Genomic DNA, 16617 nt, shown 5'->3' on the forward strand with positions numbered 1-16617 from the left:
GTGACGTGTCGGCTGGTCGGTCGCCGTCGTTCCCCGTGGGTCCGTGTCGGGCCTTACCGTCCCCCGTCGGTCTTGCCGGGCCTTGTCGGGCCTTGCCGTTCCCCGTCGGCCGGTACCGCCTGTACCGGCCGTACCGGTTCTCAGTCCTTGACCGCGCCGCCGAGTCCGGAGACCAGCCGCCGCTGCACGAGGACGAAGAAGATCAGTACCGGAATGGTCATCACCGTCGACCCGGCCATGATTCCGCCCCAGTCGTTCTCGTCGGGTTTGAAGAAGACGAGGAGCGCCATCGGCAGGGTGGACTGCGAGGTGTCGCTGATGATGAACGACTTGGCGAAGAGGAAGTCGTTCCAGGTGGAGATGAAGGAGAAGACGCTGGTGGCCACGAGCCCCGGGAACACCAGCGGGAAGAGGATCTGCCACAGGAAGCGGGTACGGCTGGCGCCGTCGATGTAGGCGGCTTCCTCCAGCGCCTCGGGGACCGCCTTGACGAATCCCCGGAGCATCCAGATCGCGAACGGCAGGGAGAACGCGATGTGCGGCAGGATCAGCGACCACAGGGTGTTGAGCTGACCCAGATCCCGCATCAGGAAGAACATCGGAATGGTCAGCGCCTCGATGGGAACCATCTGCGCGACCAGGAACATGATGAGCAGGGTCGTACGGAACTTGAAGCGGAAGCGGGTGACCGCGGTGGCCGCCAGGAAGGCGATCAGCGCGGACGCCAGGACGACCGTTCCCGCGACCATCAGGCTGTTGAGGAAATAGCGCCCGAATTCCTGCTGTTCGAAGACCTTGCGGAACGAGTCGAGGGACGGGTTCAGCGTCCACGGCTTGGCGTCGGTGGACTGGATCTCGCCCGCCGGCTTGAACGCCGACAGCACCATCCAGTACAGCGGAAAGGCCACGACGACGGCGATCAGAACGGCCGACAGCTCGGCGGCGAGCCGCCAGGGACGCCGGATCAGGGGCCCCTTGCGGCGGACCGCGGCCGGGGCCGCGGGCGCCTTCTCCGATCCGTTCGCGGGAGCCTTCACGGTGCTGCTCACAGTTCTTCTCCCTGCCGTCGCATGAGCCTCAGATAGACGAGGGTGACGGCCAGCAGAATCAGCAGCATCACCACGCCGATGGCCGAGCCCAGGCTGTACTGCGAGGACGCGAAGGCCTTCTGGTACGCGTACACATTGAGGACGAGATTCTGTCCGGCGATTCCGCCGCCGGTGGTCATCACATAGATCTGGGTGAAGACCTTGAAGTCCCAGATGATCGACTGGATGGTGACGACCACCAGAATGGGCCGGAGCATCGGCGCGATGATCGTGCGCCAGATCCGCCACTGGGACGCCCCGTCCAGCGACGCCGCCTCCAACACCTCCGACGGAATCGCCTTGATGCCCGCGTACACGGTCACCATGACGAACGGGAAGGAGCACCAGACGACCTCGAAGAGGACGAGGGCGAAGGCGCTGTAGCGCCCGTACGTCCACGAGTAGTCGCCGAGTCCGAGCAGCCGGTTCACCGGGCCGTGGTCGGGGTCGAAGAGGAAGACCCAGACGGTGGAGCCGGTGATCGCCGGGGTGGCCCAGGCGCCGAGCGCCGCCATCATCAGCAGCAGCCTGGGCACCGCCCGGATCCGGGTCAGCAGCACCGCGAGGGCACAGCCGACGGCGAGGGTGGTGATCACACACGCGGCGGCGAAGACGACCGTCGCGATGAGGACGTCCCAGAACTGCGGGTCGGCGAAGAGGTCCTGGTAGTTGCCGAAGCCCACGAAGGTGGTGGGTTCGCCACCGCTCACCTGGGCCTGGGTGTATTCGAGGAACGAGATCAGACCGAGCTGGTAGATCGGGTAGACCAGCAGCCCGGCGAGGACGACGAGCGCGGGCAGCAGATACAGCCAGGGTGTCCACCCGCTGCCGCGCCGCGTGCCACCGCCCCGCCGCGCGCCGCGCGCCTTACCGTCCCTGCCGGGTCGCTTCCCGGCGGGGGCCGGGGCGGCGGTCTGCACCGCGCCCGGCTCCGCTGTCGCTTCGTGCGTCATATCGATGTGCTCTCCGGTTCGGGTTCCGGTTCCGGTCAGCCCGCGGCGGAGAACGCCGCGTCCATCTTCTTGGCGGCGTCGTTCGCGGCCGATTCGACGTTCTTCTTGCCGCTGACGACCTCCTGGAACATGGTCGGCAGGACGGTGGAGGCGTCGATCTGGCCCCAGCCGGAGGAGGCGGGGACGAACTTGGTGCCGGCGCCGAGGGTGTCGACGAACGGCTTGACGAAGGGCTCCTTGGCGGCGACCTCGGTCCGGACGTCGGTGTAGGTGGGCAGGAAGCCCATGGCGTCGAAGAACTTGCGCTGGCTCTCCTTGCCCGCGATGGACTTCATCAGCTCGACCGCGAGGGTGCGGCGGGGGCTGCTCTTGAGGACGCCGACGTTGTTGCCGCCCGCGAAGGCGGGCGCGATGTCACCGGACTTGGCGCCGGGCAGCGGGACGACCGCGTACTTGCCCTTGACGCTGCCCGCCTCGACGGCCTGGTGGCTGAAGTCGCCGCCGATGGCCATGGCGGCGGTGCCGGAGGCGAAGGCGGTCACGGTGGCGTTGCCGCCCATGGTGGCGCACTTGGCGGCGGGACAGTTGTCGTCGCCGAAGAGGGACGTGTAGGTCGTGATGCCCTTCTGGGCGGCCGGGCTGTTGATCGCGGCCTTGTACTTTCCGCCGGACTCGGTGGCGAGCTCACCGCCGTTGGCCCAGATGAACGGCATCGCGCCGTAGGTGTAGGCGCCGCCGACGGCTATGCCGTACATGTTCGGCTTGGCCTTGCGGATCTGCTTCGCCGTGGCGACCAGTTCGTCCTGGGTCGTCGGCGGCTTGAGGTTCAGCTCCTTGAAGACGTCCGTGCGGTAGTACAGGGCGCGGACGCCGACGAAGAGGGGCGCGCCGTAGACCTTGCCGTCGACGGTCACGGACTGCCGGGCGGTGGTGTCGGTCTCCTTGGCGTCGGCCCAGTCGCCGAACTCCTTGGTCACATCGGCGAGTCCGCCGTCCTTCACATATCCCGCGGTGTCGGTGTTGCCGTACTCGATGACGTCCGGGGCGCTCTTGGGGTCGTTGAACGCGGCCTTGATGCGCTGGGCACGGGTCTCGACGGGGATGTACTCCACCTCGACCTTGGTGTCCTTGTTCTTCTGGGTGAAGGAGGCGATGGCCTCGTCGACGACCTTCTTCTTGGGGTCGTTGTTGACCTCCTGGAAGAGCCACACCCGCAGGGTGCCGGTCTTCTCGTCCTTCTTGGAGCTGGTGTCGGAGGTCTGGGGCGCGCAGGCGGTGGCGGTGAAGCCGGCGAGGACGAGAGCGGTGACCGGAACGGCGATGCGGGAGCGGAGCTTCATTGGCGGTCCCTCGGGAAAGAGTGCGAAGCGCGTTGCGGCATATGCAACGCGTGTTTCGTGCTGCACAACACCGGTGAACATAGAACGGCTCAAACGCATCGACAAGTGGTCTCAACCACTCTGTGACCGGGGGAAGCATCCTGTGCAACGACCGACAAAAGGCCCGAAGAATGACAAAAAGGTCCCCGGGGCGCGTAACGTCGCGCCCCGGGGACCTCGGTCACCGCCGTACCGGCGGCGGGGATGGACTCCCGGTTACTTCTTGTCCTTGCCGCCCTTGTCGCCGCCCGGGCCCATGGACTCGTAGATCTCCTTGCAGAGCGGACAGACCGGGTACTTCTTGGGATCGCGCCCCGGCACCCAGACCTTTCCGCACAGCGCGACCACGGGAGTGCCGTCGAGGGCGCTCGCCATGATCTTGTCCTTCTGGACGTAGTGGGCGAAGCGCTCGTGATCGCCGTCGCCGTGCGACACCTGCGGCGTCGGCTCTACGAGGGTTCCCGTCCCTGTCCCGCGCTCGGGCTCAAGAGTGCTCATGAACTCCAAGGGTACCCGGGCCCCGGCGGCCCGGAACGCCACCCGCGGCCCCCGCGGGCGCGGTCTACACGTCCCGTCTCCGCAGCACCGCGAGACCCGCCGCGAGCGCCGCCGCCGTCCACGCCAGGAAGATCAGCAGCGCGGGCCCCGCACCGTACGGAATCCGCTCGTCCGCCACCGTGGCCATCAGCCGGGCCCCGGCGAGCTGCGGCAGATAGCGGGCCACCTCCGAGACCCCCGGCAGCGCCGTCAGCACATCCCCCATGATGAAGAACAGCGGTACGAGGACCGCGAGCGTCGGCACTGGGCGGCGCACCACCCCCGCCACCCCCGCCGACACCAGTCCGAGCAGGGTCAGATGGACCGCGAGACCGAGGACGGCCCGGAACGCCCCGGGATCGCCGATGGACGCGTTCAGCCCGTCGCCCATCGGGAGCTGCGCGGCGAAGAACGCCGCGAAGGCCGTCGGCAGCGCCACCGCGGCGAGCACCGCGCCCAGGACCGCGGTCTTCGCGAACCAGAACACCGTCCGGTCGGGCACCGCGGTCAGCGACGCGCGGATCTGCCCGGTGGCGTGCTCGCCGCCGACCACCGTCACCCCCAGGAACACCACGGTGAGCTGGCTGAGCGACACCCCCGCGAAGCCGTACCGCACCGGGTCGAAGGCCGGACCCCGGTAGTCCTCCGCGTTCTGCCCGATCGTCGCCCCGTACAGGAAAGCAAACCCGACGGTCAGGACGACCGTCGCGGCCAGCGTCCACCAGGTGGACCGCAGGGTCCGCAGCTTGAACCACTCGGCCGACACCGCCGCCGTGTACGCGCTCACCGGCCCGCCCCCGCCCCGGCGGACGCGCCCGCCGCCGCCGCCGTCGCCGTCAGCCGGATGAACGCGTCCTCCAGCGTCCCGCCCGGGGCCGCGTACGTCCGGACGATCTCGTCGACCGTGCCGTGCGCCAGCAGCCGCCCCCGCCCGATGACGACCACGTCGTCCACGGTGAGCGCGGCCTCGCCCATCAGATGCGAGGAGACCAGCACCGTACGGCCGTCGGCGGCCCGGCGCCGCAGCAGCCCGCGGAGCCAGACGATGCCCTCCGGGTCGAGCCCGTTCACCGGCTCGTCCAGCAGCAGGACGGCCGGATCGCCCAGCAGGGCCGCCGCGATGCCCAGCCGTTGCCCCATGCCGAGGGAGTACGTCCCCGTCCGCTTCCCGGCCGCGTCCGTGAGGCCCACCAGGTCGAGGACGTCGTCGACCCGGGAGTCCGGGATCCGGTGGGTACGGGCGATGCACCGCAGATGGGCGCGGCCGGACCGGCCCGGATGCGCCGACCGGGCCTCCAGCAGGGCGCCCACCGTCCGCAGGGGGTGGCGCAGCCCCGCGTACGGCACCCCGCCGAAGAGCGCCGAGCCGGCCGTCGGCCGCTCCAGGCCGAGCGCCGTCCGCAGCGTCGTGGACTTGCCCGCGCCGTTGGGTCCGAGGAAGCCCGTCACCCGGCCGGGCCGGGCCCGGAACGTCAGACCGTCCACGACGGTCACCGGTCCGCGGCGGCGGGTCAGCCGCTCGATGTCGAAAGGAATGTCCGTGGTCACCCCTCCACCGTGGGCCGCCGGGCCCGGCGGGCGCGTCGGGCCGGGGACGGAGCCGCCCGTCTCCGTCCCGGGACGGAGGCGCGCGGGGGTTCCCGGCGTCTACGGTCGGGGGATGACTGCCGAGCGACGGCCGGAGCGCCGCCTGGTGGCCCGGGACGCGGCGCTGGTCGCCGGGTATCTCGCCCTGACCGCCGTGACCGGGTCCGCCGCCGCCGACCGGGCGCCCCTCGTCCCCGGCCCGGTCGTCGTGCTGCTGACGCTGGCCATGGCCCTGCCGGTGGTGGCGCGCCGCCGGTGGCCGGTCCCGGTGTTCTGCGCCGTCTTCGCCACCACCTGCGCCGGGGTCCTCGTGGACGCCGTCCGCGACCCCTTCCTCCCGGCCTCCCTCGCGCTCTACACGGTCGCCGCCGAAGGGGTGCGCACCCCGTGGTGGCGGCGGTGGCTGCCGGGCCTCGCGATCCTCGCCATCGGCGGCTGCGCCCTCCTCGTCCCGCTCCGTACCGATCTCGCCCTGTGGTGGTCCGGCGGCCCCGGGCTGCTTCTCCTCGGCTGCGCCGCCCTGGTCGGCGCGTGGGAACTGGGCCGGGCCGCCCATGAGCGCCGGGCCTTCGCCGTCCGTACCGCCCGGCAGCACGCCCAGCGGGCCGTCGCCGACGAGCGGCTGCGGATCGCCCGGGAGCTGCACGACGTGGTCACCCACTCCATCGGACTGATCGTGGTCAGGGCCGGGGTCGCCAACCATGTCGTCCGCAGCCGCCCGGAGGAGGCGCACGAGGCGCTGCGGGTGATCGAGGCCACCGGCCGGGGCGCGCTCACCGAACTCCGCCACATGCTGGGCGTGCTGCGCTCCCCCGTCACCGGCGAACGGGTCCCGGCCGCCCTCGCCCCCGTCCCCGGGGTCGCCGGACTGCCCGCCCTCGCCCGCCGCTCCGGGGCCGAACTGGCCACCGACGGGCTCGAAGGACTCCCGGCCGGGGTCGGTGTCACCGTCTACCGGATCGCCCAGGAGGCGCTGACGAACGTCCTGCGGCACGCGGGCCCCGGCACCCCCTGCCGGGTCGCCGTCCGGGTCGGCCCGGCGCGGGACTCCGTACTGCTCCTCGTCGAGGACGACGGGCCGCCGTGCCGTCCGGCGCCCGAAGGCCACGGCATCGCCGGGATGCGCGAGCGGGCGGCCGTGTACGGGGGCGTGCTGACCGCGGGCCCCCGGGACGGCGGCGGTTTCACGGTACGCGCGGAGCTCCCGTACGCCCCGGAGGAACCGGTTCCGGCCGGGGGCGCGGAACAGGGGACCGGTCGATGACGACGACGGGCGAGACGGACATCCGGGTCCTCGTCGCCGACGACCAGGCCCTCCTCCGGGCCAGCCTGCGGCTCCTGGTCGACGCCGAGCCGGGGCTCACCGCCGTGGGCGAGGCCGCCGACGGCGAGGAGGCGGTCCTGCTGGCCGCCGGGACCCGGCCCGATGTGGTGCTGATGGACGTCAGGATGCCGGGCACCGACGGCATCGAGGCCACCCGCCGCCTCTGCGCCGACCCCGCCACGGCCGCCACCCGCGTTCTGATGCTGACCATGTTCGACCTGGACGCCTATGTGTACGGGGCGCTGCGCGCCGGGGCCAGCGGCTTCCTCCTCAAGGACACCCCGCCCGCCGAACTGCTGGCCGCGATCCGGGTGGTCGCGGCGGGCGACGCGCTGATCGCCCCCGCCGTGACCCGCCGTCTGATCGCCGAGTTCGCCGCCCGCCCGGGTCCCGGCGCTCCGTCACCCGGCGGCCTCGGCCGGCTCACAGGACGCGAGCGGGAGGTCCTGGAGCTGGTGGCCCGGGGCCTGACCAACCGGGAGATCGGCCAGCGGCTCCACGTCGGCCTGTCCACGGTCAAGACCCATGTCAGCCACCTTCTGGGCAAGTTCGCCGCCCGCGACCGGGCCCAGCTGGTGATCGCGGCCTACGAAACGGGCCTGGTGGTCCCCGGCACCCCGGAGCCCCGGTAGGGCGCGAGGAACTGCGCGACCGGCCGGCCACGGTCGGCTGACCGCGAACCACACCACGCCCCGGGCACGACCCGGAACCCGACCGGGGGGTCAGTTCAGGGACGGGTCGTCCGGGTACGTCGCGAACATCGCCAGCTCGCTCCGCTGCCGGCGCAGCACCGCCCGCCACAACTGCTCCGGCCGCGGCGACGACACATCGCCCGGTTCGGACTCGACGACGTACCAGGCGCCCTCGTCCAGCTCGGTCTCCAGCTGGCCCGGGCCCCAGCCCGCGTATCCGGCGAAGATCCGCAGACTGCCGAGGGCGCCGCCGAGCAGTTCGGGGGGCGCCTCCAGATCGACCAGGCCGATGGCCCCGTACACCCGGCGCCAGCCGACGGGGCCCTCGTCGCCGGGGATGACGGCGACCCCGAGGGCCGAGTCGAGGGAGACCGGGCCGCCCTGGAAGACGACTCCGGGCTCCCCGGCGAGGGGCTCCCACGGCCGGAGGATGTCGCCGACGCCGACGGGGGTCGGACGGTTGAGGACCACGCCGAGCGAGCCCTCGTCGTCGTGGTCGAGCAGCAGGACGACCGCGCGGTCGAAGTTCGGATCCGCGAGGGCGGGGGTGGCGACGAGCAGTCGCCCGGTGAGCGAGGACACCTCGGTCATGCGAGCAATGATCCCGCATGGCGGCGCGCGGCGGGACCCGGCCCTCCGGTCACGCTCCGCGCGGACCGGTCGACCCAGCGTGCTGTACCGAAATCATGACCCCTTCCCCCCTCCCCGCCCTGACGGGGCACGACCCGTGGCCCCTTACCCTTTTCACTGGCCCCCTGCCCGACCACTCCGGAACGCGAGATTCATGACCGGCACAGACGATGTACTGCTTGTCCACGGCGGAACTCCGCTGGAGGGCGAGATCCGCGTCCGCGGCGCCAAGAACCTGGTGCCGAAGGCGATGGTCGCCGCGCTTCTCGGCAGTGAACCGAGCAGACTGCGCAATGTGCCCGACATCCGCGATGTGCGGGTGGTGCGCGGACTGCTCCAGCTGCACGGGGTCACGGTCCGGCCGGGCGACGAGCCCGGTGAGCTGGTCCTCGACCCGACGTACGTGGAGTCGGCGAACGTCGCCGACATCGACGCGCACGCGGGCTCGTCCCGGATCCCGATCCTCTTCTGCGGCCCGCTGCTGCACCGGCTCGGCCACGCCTTCATCCCCGGCCTCGGCGGCTGCGACATCGGCGGCCGGCCCATCGACTTCCACTTCGACGTGCTGCGGCAGTTCGGCGCGCGGATCGAGCGGCGGGACGGCGGCCAGTACCTGGAGGCGCCGCAGCGGCTGCGCGGCTGCAAGATCCGGCTGCCGTACCCCTCGGTCGGCTCGACCGAGCAGGTCCTGCTGACGGCGGTGCTCGCCGAGGGTGTCACCGAGCTGTCCAACGCGGCGGTCGAGCCCGAGATCGAGGACCTGATCTGCGTCCTGCAGAAAATGGGCGCCATCATCTCGATGGACACCGACCGCACGATCCGGATCACCGGTGTGGACCGCCTCGGCGGCTATACACACCGGGCCCTGCCGGACCGTCTGGAGGCCGCTTCGTGGGCGTCCGCCGCGCTGGCCACCGAGGGCAACATCTACGTCCGCGGCGCCCAGCAGCGGTCGATGATGACGTTCCTGAACACCTATCGCAAGGTCGGCGGCGCCTTCGAGATCGACGACGAGGGCATCCGCTTCTGGCACCCCGGCGGCTCCCTCAACGCCATCGCGCTGGAGACGGACGTCCACCCCGGTTTCCAGACCGACTGGCAGCAGCCGCTGGTGGTGGCGCTGACCCAGGCGTCCGGGCTCTCCATCGTCCACGAGACGGTCTACGAGTCCCGGCTGGGCTTCACCTCCGCGCTCAACCAGATGGGCGCGCACATCCAGCTCTACCGGGAGTGCCTCGGCGGCTCCGACTGCCGCTTCGGGCAGCGGAACTTCCTGCACTCGGCGGTCGTGTCCGGCCCCACCAAGCTCCAGGGCGCCGATCTGGTCATCCCCGACCTGCGGGGCGGCTTCTCCTATCTGATCGCGGCCCTGGCGGCCCAGGGGACGTCCCGGGTGCACGGGATCGACCTGATCAACCGCGGCTACGAGAACTTCATGCGGAAGCTGGGCGACCTGGGCGCGAAGGTCGAACTGCCCGCCGCCACCGGCAAGGCTCTGTAGGCTCCCGGGTCCCGGGAGCCCACGGCACGGCTCCCGGGGCCCGTACGGCGCTTTGTCGGCCCTGTCCGGCCCTGTCGGCCCTTGTCGGCCCGAACGGGGGCTGGTCGGCCCGTAACGGGGCCTTCGGGGCCGTAGCGGCCCGTACCGCGGCCGAAGACGACGCAAGGGCGGTCACCATCGCATGGTGACCGCCCTTGCCGCTGTCCGGCGGCCGCACACCGCCGTACGGCGGTACGGCCGTGATCCGGCCGAGGGGTTACTTGCCCTTGGCCGCTTCCTTCAGCTTCGAGCCCGCCGAGACCTTGACGCTGTAACCCGCGGGGATCTGGATGGGGTCGCCCGTCTGCGGGTTGCGCGCGGTGCGAGCGGCACGGTGGGTGCGCTCGAAGGTCAGGAAGCCGGGGATGGTGACCTTCTCGTCGCCCTTGGCGACGACCTCACCGACGGTCTCGGCGAGGGCGGCCAGCACGGCGTCGGCGTCCTTGCGGGTCACCTCGGCGCGGTCGGCCAGCGCGGCCACCAGCTCACTGCGGTTCATGTTCTTACTCCCGTGTTTCTTCTTGCCTGTGAGGCGTGAGATCGAAGCCGATGCTGCCAGGGCCCTCTGACAGTCCCCCGGTCAGGGGGTCCGTCAGCTGACCCCGCCCTGTCCGGTGGAATCTCCCCAGGGACGCAGGTCCTCGGGCAGCATCCTGCCTCCACCAATGGCGGGAACGCCAATCCGGCACCCTCCTGGATCACACGAAAAGCGCCACCGCCCCACCGTGGTGACGTTCCGTCGACACGGCGGGGACGCAACGCAGCCGCGCGGGCCCGTGGTTCCGGCCACCCTAGATCGGCGGCGGGCGCGCCGCGTTCCACGACGCGCCGAAGGCCCGAGGTCAGGCGGGGGTGGCAGGTGTCACATCGGCACCCGCCGCCTTGGCGGCCGTACGGACGGCGCCCGCGACGGCCCCGGCGACCTTGTCGTTGAATACCGAAGGAATGATGTAGTTCGGGTTCAGCTCGTCCTCGGTGACGACATCGGCCAGGGCGGTCGCCGCGGCCAGCATCATCTCCGTGTTGACGGTCCGGGACTGTGCGTCCAGCAGACCGCGGAAGACGCCCGGGAAGACCAGGACGTTGTTGATCTGGTTGGGGAAGTCCGAGCGTCCGGTGGCCACCACGGCGGCGGTACGGCGGGCGACGGCGGGGTCGACCTCCGGGTCCGGGTTCGCGAGCGCGAACACGATGGCGTCGTCGGCCATCGCGGACACGTCCTCGGCGCCGAGGAGGTTGGGCGCGGAGACGCCGATGAAGACGTCGGCGCCGACCACGGCCTGCTTCAGGGTGCCGGTGACGCCCTCGGGGTTGGTGTTGTCGGCGATCCAGCGGAGCGGCGTACCCGGGGCCGCGTCGACCAGATCGGGACGGTCGGCGTGCACCACACCGTGGATGTCGGCCACGACGGCGTGCTTGACCCCGGCCGCGATCAGCAGCTTCAGGATCGCCGTACCGGCGGCTCCGGCGCCCGACATGACGACCCGTACGTCCGAGACGGCCTTGCCGACCACACGCAGCGCGTTGGTCAGCGCGGCCAGCACCACGATGGCGGTGCCGTGCTGGTCGTCGTGGAAGACGGGGATGTCGAGGGCCTCCCGCAGCCGGGCCTCGATCTCGAAGCAGCGGGGCGCGGAGATGTCCTCCAGATTGATCCCGGCGAAACCGGGCGCGATGGCCTTGACGATCGCGACGATCTCGTCGGTGTCCTGGGTGTCCAGGCAGAGGGGCCAGGCGTCGATCCCGGCGAACCGCTTGAAGAGGGCGGCCTTGCCCTCCATCACGGGCAGGGCGGCCTTGGGGCCGATATTGCCGAGTCCCAGGACGGCGGAGCCGTCGGTGACCACGGCGACCGAGTTCCGCTTGATGGTCAGCCTGCGGGCGTCCTCGGGGTTCTCCGCGATGGCCATACAGACCCGGGCGACACCCGGGGTGTAGATCATCGAGAGGTCGTCACGGTTGCGGATCGGGTGCTTGGACTGCATCTCGATCTTGCCGCCGAGGTGCATCAGGAAGGTCCGGTCGGAGACCTTCCCCAGGACGACCCCCTCGATGGACCGCAGTCCCTCGACGATCTCCTCCGCGTGGGAGGTGGAGGACGCCGCGATGGTGACGTCGATCCGGAGCTTTTCGTGCCCGGAGGCGGTCACGTCGAGGCCGGTGACGGATCCACCGGAGGATTCCACCGCCGTGGTGAGCTGGGAGACCGCGGTTCCGCTCGCGGGCACCTCCAGCCTGACCGTCATCGAATACGAGACGCTTGGCGCCGTTGCCATGGCCGGATCCCTCTGCTTTCCCTAGCTCTGTCGCTCCACCGCCGCGGCCCGGCACTTCGCGGGGGCCACGGCGGTGCACTCCGATGGTCGCACCTACCTGCCGGTAGCAGGTAATAGTGGTCGTATTGTTTTCGGAAAACCACTTCCACCATACGAGATCGGGGAAGGGTGAGGAAGGTATCCGGGCCGCCGCCCGGAAGAAGCCCCCCAACGCGATCAGGTCCGCGCCCCGGCGGGACGCGGACCTGATCCGACGTGCGAAAACGCTCAAACCTCAAGCTGAGTGACACCGGCCCGCCATGCTCGCCTCGCGGCAAGTGGTCGCTCGAAGCGACGAAGGTTGGGCCCGGGGGCTTGGATCGGGCCGGTGCCAACCCCAAGGCTAACAAACTGTTCTTGGTTCGCAGGCGCGTTGCCCCCTACGGCCCGAACCCGTACCCCCGCACGGCCCCACCGCCCGGACCGGCGGGCGGTTCGGCCACCGGTCCGGTGGGGCCGTCAGTCCCGCAGCAGCTCCGGCACCCCGGCCTCGTCCGGGGCGTCCGCCGCCGTCGTGACCACGGTCAGCTCCCGGGTCGCCCGGGTCAGGGCCACGTACAGCACGCGAAGGCCCGTCTCGTCGGCGTTCGCGATCTCCACGGGCGCCACCACGATCGACGCGTCGTACTCCAGCCCCTTGGCCTCCAGCGACCCGAGCGCCACCACCCGGTCGCCGAGGCCCGCCAGCCAGCCGCCGGCCTCCTCCCTGCGGCCCATGGCGACCACGACGCCGACGGTCCCGTCCACCCGGGCCAGCAGCCGCTCGGCCTCCGCGCGCACGGTCGCGCCCAGAGCCGTACCGCCGCCACCACCGCTTCCGGAGGTTCCGGAGCTTCCGGCCGGGACGAACCGCGGCACCACACCCGTCGAGCGGACCGCGGTGGGCGACACCGCCCCGGGCATCGCCCGCGCCAGCACCTTCGCCGCCAGCTCGGCGATCTCCGCCGGGTTCCGGTAGTTCACCGTCAGCTCGAACCGCCGCCGCGGCCGCGACCCCAGCGCCTCGTCCCGCGCAAGCGCCGCGTCCTGCGGCTCGGGCCACGAGGACTGCGCCGGATCCCCGACCACCGTCCAGGTCGCCTGCCGCCCCCGGCGCCCGATCATGCGCCACTGCATGGGCGTCACGTCCTGCGCCTCGTCGACGATGACATGCGCGTACTCGGTACGCTCCGCCGCCAGCCGCTCGGCCCGCTCCCGCTGGGTCTCCTCACGCCGCGGCATCAGCTCCTCCAGGCCGGTGAGCTGGTCCAGCGGGTCGTACTCCCGCTTCCGCCGCGGCCGGGCCGGGGTGCCCAGCAGGGTGCTCAGCTCGTCCAGCAGGGCCACGTCGTGCACCGACAGCGGCCCGGAGCCGTCGCGACCGGCCCGCCGCAGGGACCGGGCGACGGCCCTGACCTCGCCCGGGTTCAGCACCCGGCGCGCCCAGCGGCCCAGCCGCCGCTCGTCGGCCATCGCGGCCAGGACGGTCCGCGGGGTCAGCTCGGGCCACCAAGCGTCGAGGAAGCCCGTGAAGGAGTCCTCGGACGTGACGTCCTCGTCGAAGGAGGACCGCAGCTCGGCCGCCAGCTCGGGGTCCGCGTGCCGGTTCGCCGAACCCGACCGGGCGTACAGCGCGTCCAGCAGCAGCCGTCTGGCCCGCGGCCGCAGCAGATTGACCGGGGCGTTGCCGCCGAGGACGGTCTGCCGGATCCGCCGCAGCTCGGCGGCGTCCAGTTCGAGCCGGCGCCCGAAGACGACGACCCGCAGCAGATCGGTCCGTACCGGCGGCCTCGGCCCACCGGTCTCGTCGTCCGAGTCATCGGCATCGTCGGCGGCGGCGGTGTCGGCGGTGTCGAACGTCAGGGCCTGCTGCCCGGCCGTCGCCGCGGGTCGCGGCAGCTCCAGCGCGCCCCGCGCGGCCTTCCTGAGGACGTTCAGCATCCGCGACGAGCCCTTGACCCGCGCCACGGCCGGGGTGTCGTACGCCACCGCCTCGGCGCCGTCGACCAGGCTGCCGACCGCGCGGATCGCGACCTGCCCCTCCTCGCCCAGCGACGGCAGCACACCCTCCGTGTAGGCGACGAGCAGCGGCGTCGGCGAGACGATGAGGATCCCGCCCGCGTACCGGCGGCGGTCCTGGTAGAGCAGATACGCGGCCCGGTGCAGCGCGACCGCCGTCTTCCCGGTGCCAGGACCGCCCTCCACATGGGTGACGGACGCGGCGGGCGCCCGGATGACCAGGTCCTGCTCGGCCTGGATGGAGGAGACGATGTCGCGCATCGTATGACCGCGGGACCGGCCCAGGGCCGCCATCAGCGCGCCGTCGCCGATCACCGCGAGCTCCTCGCCGCCGAGGCTGGCGGTCAGCTCGGGCCGCATCAGGTCGTCCTCGACGCCGAGGACCTGCCGCCCCTTGGAGCGGATCACCCGGCGGCGGACGACACGGCCCGGGTCCACGGGCGTCGAGCGGTAGAACGGCGCCGCGGCCGGCGCCCGCCAGTCGATCACCAGCGGCGCGTACTCCTCGTCGAGGACCCCCATCCGGCCGATGTGCAGCGTCTCGGCGATATCGGCCGTGTTGTCGGGCCGTACGGCGTCGTCCGCGGGCTCCACCGAGGTGTACGCGCCGTCGGGGCCCCGTTTGCCGTCCTTCCCGTACAGCAGGTCGATCCGGCCGAAGAGGAAGTCCTCGTACTCGGCGTGCAGCCGGTTCAGATGCACCCCGGCGCGGAAGACCTGCGCGTCGCGCTCGGCGAGCGCGCCGGGGGTACCGACCTGGCTGAGCCGGGCCGCGTCGTGCATCAGGAACTCCGCCTCGTGGATCTTCTCCTCCAGCCGGATGTACACCCGGTCGAGGTGTTCCTGTTCGACGGCGATCTCCCGGTCGCGGACGGAATCGCCCTCCGGTCCACCGGTTTTGTCCCGGACCCGGTCGTCGGCGGACGCGCCGACCGGCTCCCGAACCGTGTCGCCGACCGAATCGCCGGCCGTGTCCGCAGCGGCGTTGTGCCTGGCCACCGAGGCCCCCTTCTGACGTGCACTGGGCAGCCGTCAACCGTACGCGAAGGGGGGCCGTCTGTCAGGCCGGGTCAGGCGTCGATCTCGACCAGTTTCTGATTGTCGAAGGTCCTGACCTCGAACCGGTCGATCTCCTCGCGGTCCATCGCCGCGCCGCCGTGCACGTACAGCGGGTACTTCGACGCCTCGGTGGGCCCGTCGGGGATGCCGTACCCCCACTTCGGGACGGACCAGGAGGTGACGACCTCCTCCTCGCCCGTCTTGGAGACCGCTACGAGATTGCACTTCAGCGGCCCTTTGACACCTTTCAGCTCCAGCACCGCCCGGGTCCCCCAGCCCTGTCGGTCCATCCCGACGGTCGCCGAGACCCCGGTCGTCGGGTCGGTCGCCCGGACCTTGTCCCGCATATCGGCGAGGACGACGTGCTCGGCGGGGGCCATGGTCGTGGGGCCCGCCCGGTCGTCGGGCGCGTCGTCGCCGGCCGCGATCAGATACGTCACCAGGGGCGCCGCGACGATCAGCGCCGCGGCCGCGGCGATCAGATATGTCCGGCGCCCGCGCCGCGCGGAACGCTCGGCCGCGACCTCGCCGAGGAGCCCGTCGAGCACCCGGGGGCCGGGCGGACCCGGCACGACGGGAGACACCGACGGCACCGGCACCCCCGGCGACCCCGGTAGCCCCGGCACGGGACCGGGCGGACCCTCCCGGCCCGGCACACCGCGCGCGCCGGGGACGGCACCCGATCCGCGGGGACGGACGGCGGCGGGTGGCACGGGGGCCTCGGCCAGCGCGGCCAGCATCGGCTCGAGCCCGGAGAGTTCCTCCAGCCGGCCCGCGCAGACACCGCACCCCGCCAGATGCGCCTCGAACGCGGACGCGTCCGCGTCGTCCAGGACACCGAGCACATACGCCCCGACGGCGTCGTGGATCGAGTCCTGCCCCCGCATGGTCATGCTGTGACCCCCCTCTCCTCCAGTGCGAGCTTCATCGAACGCAGCGCGTAGAACACCCGCGAGCGGACCGTGCCACTGGGTATGCCGAGCTTCTGGGCGGCCTCGTCGACCGTACGGCCCTTGAAGTACGTCTCCAGGAGTACTTCCCGGTGCGCGGGCGTCAAATCGTCCATCGCATCCGAGAGCGTCATCAGCCACAACGCCTTGTCTATCTCGTCCTCCGCGGGCATGACCTCCAGCGGCGACGGATCGACCTCCTGCGGCCGGGCCTGCCGGCGGCGGTGACCGTCGATGACGATGCGCCGGGCGACCGTCACCAGCCAGGGTCGGACGGAGCCGGTTGCCCGGTTGAGCTGACCGGCGTTCTTCCAGGCTCGGATGAGCGTCTCCTGCACCACGTCCTCGGCGCGCTGGCGGTCACCGGCGACGAGACGCAGCACGTAGGCGAGCAGAGGACCGGCGTGTTCGCGGTAGAGCGCCCGCACCAACTCCTCGTCGGGCCCGTCGGGTACGGACGAGAAATGGCGTGACTTCGTGCTGCGACGGCCGGCCCTCTGCGGACGGTCACCGGCCACGGCCGCATCTTTGCGCACCTGCAACCTCCCGGTCGAGACCTTGACAT

The 16617-nt window shown here is 71.7% G+C and carries 15 protein-coding genes; 3 read left to right on the plus strand and 12 right to left on the minus strand.

What is annotated here, in order from left to right; all coding sequences use genetic code 11:
- Positions 1-140: 140 nt before the first annotated feature.
- The 6 genes from ACFXG1_RS02575 to ACFXG1_RS02600 form a co-directional block, all read right to left on the minus strand.
- On the minus strand, positions 141-968 hold the full coding sequence (locus ACFXG1_RS02575; protein WP_384715365.1) for a carbohydrate ABC transporter permease: 828 nt from the start codon (positions 966-968) through the stop codon (positions 141-143).
- Between the two features lie 77 nt (positions 969-1045).
- Positions 1046-2041: a carbohydrate ABC transporter permease gene (locus ACFXG1_RS02580; protein ID WP_384715329.1), complete on the minus strand. Its 996-nt coding sequence runs from the start codon at positions 2039-2041 to the stop codon at positions 1046-1048.
- A 35-nt stretch (positions 2042-2076) separates the two neighbouring features.
- Positions 2077-3381 (minus strand): extracellular solute-binding protein, encoded by a 1305-nt coding sequence (locus ACFXG1_RS02585; RefSeq protein WP_384715326.1) that lies wholly within the window; start codon positions 3379-3381, stop codon positions 2077-2079.
- A gap of 255 nt (positions 3382-3636) precedes the next feature.
- Positions 3637-3918, minus strand: coding sequence for a DUF3039 domain-containing protein (locus ACFXG1_RS02590; RefSeq protein ID WP_384715323.1), 282 nt, complete (start codon positions 3916-3918; stop codon positions 3637-3639).
- Between the two features lie 64 nt (positions 3919-3982).
- Positions 3983-4744, minus strand: coding sequence for an ABC transporter permease (locus tag ACFXG1_RS02595; RefSeq protein WP_384715320.1), 762 nt, complete (start codon positions 4742-4744; stop codon positions 3983-3985).
- Positions 4741-5493 (minus strand): ABC transporter ATP-binding protein, encoded by a 753-nt coding sequence (locus ACFXG1_RS02600; protein ID WP_384740461.1) that lies wholly within the window; start codon positions 5491-5493, stop codon positions 4741-4743. The genes ACFXG1_RS02595 and ACFXG1_RS02600 overlap by 4 nt, the downstream gene beginning before the upstream one ends.
- A gap of 124 nt (positions 5494-5617) precedes the next feature.
- Between ACFXG1_RS02600 and ACFXG1_RS02605 the strand changes: the two genes are divergently transcribed.
- Both ACFXG1_RS02605 and ACFXG1_RS02610 read left to right on the plus strand, forming a co-directional pair.
- Positions 5618-6808, plus strand: coding sequence for a sensor histidine kinase (locus ACFXG1_RS02605; RefSeq protein WP_384740423.1), 1191 nt, complete (start codon positions 5618-5620; stop codon positions 6806-6808).
- Complete coding sequence (locus ACFXG1_RS02610; RefSeq protein ID WP_384723813.1) at positions 6805-7500, plus strand: response regulator; 696 nt, start codon at positions 6805-6807, stop codon at positions 7498-7500. Before ACFXG1_RS02605 ends, ACFXG1_RS02610 begins: the two co-directional genes overlap by 4 nt.
- Before the next feature lie 90 nt (positions 7501-7590).
- Here the strand turns inward: ACFXG1_RS02610 and ACFXG1_RS02615 are convergent, their stop codons facing one another.
- Positions 7591-8151 (minus strand): YqgE/AlgH family protein, encoded by a 561-nt coding sequence (locus ACFXG1_RS02615; protein WP_384740427.1) that lies wholly within the window; start codon positions 8149-8151, stop codon positions 7591-7593.
- Positions 8152-8344: 193 nt separating this feature from the next.
- Between ACFXG1_RS02615 and murA the strand changes: the two genes are divergently transcribed.
- Complete coding sequence (gene murA / locus ACFXG1_RS02620; protein WP_384723500.1) at positions 8345-9691, plus strand: UDP-N-acetylglucosamine 1-carboxyvinyltransferase; 1347 nt, start codon at positions 8345-8347, stop codon at positions 9689-9691.
- Between the two features lie 256 nt (positions 9692-9947).
- On the opposite strand, the gene ACFXG1_RS02625 is transcribed toward murA, so the two are convergent.
- The 5 genes from ACFXG1_RS02625 to ACFXG1_RS02645 form a co-directional block, all read right to left on the minus strand.
- A complete protein-coding gene (locus ACFXG1_RS02625) occupies positions 9948-10229 on the minus strand; it encodes an HU family DNA-binding protein (RefSeq protein WP_004571953.1) in 282 nt (93 codons plus the stop codon).
- 343 nt (positions 10230-10572) lie between these two features.
- Positions 10573-12006: an NAD-dependent malic enzyme gene (locus tag ACFXG1_RS02630; RefSeq protein WP_384723046.1), complete on the minus strand. Its 1434-nt coding sequence runs from the start codon at positions 12004-12006 to the stop codon at positions 10573-10575.
- A gap of 498 nt (positions 12007-12504) precedes the next feature.
- Positions 12505-14901, minus strand: a complete 2397-nt coding sequence (locus ACFXG1_RS02635; RefSeq protein ID WP_384712755.1) for a HelD family protein — start codon at positions 14899-14901, stop codon at positions 12505-12507.
- Positions 14902-15113: 212 nt separating this feature from the next.
- Positions 15114-15995 (minus strand): anti-sigma factor family protein, encoded by an 882-nt coding sequence (locus ACFXG1_RS02640; RefSeq protein WP_384712725.1) that lies wholly within the window; start codon positions 15993-15995, stop codon positions 15114-15116.
- Positions 15992-16594: a sigma-70 family RNA polymerase sigma factor gene (locus ACFXG1_RS02645; protein ID WP_384712728.1), complete on the minus strand. Its 603-nt coding sequence runs from the start codon at positions 16592-16594 to the stop codon at positions 15992-15994. Before ACFXG1_RS02645 ends, ACFXG1_RS02640 begins: the two co-directional genes overlap by 4 nt.
- Positions 16595-16617 lie beyond the last annotated feature (23 nt).

Origin of the sequence: Streptomyces sp. NPDC059248, from assembly GCF_042753905.1 — a bacterium.
Taxonomy (GTDB): Bacteria; Actinomycetota; Actinomycetes; order Streptomycetales; family Streptomycetaceae; genus Streptomyces.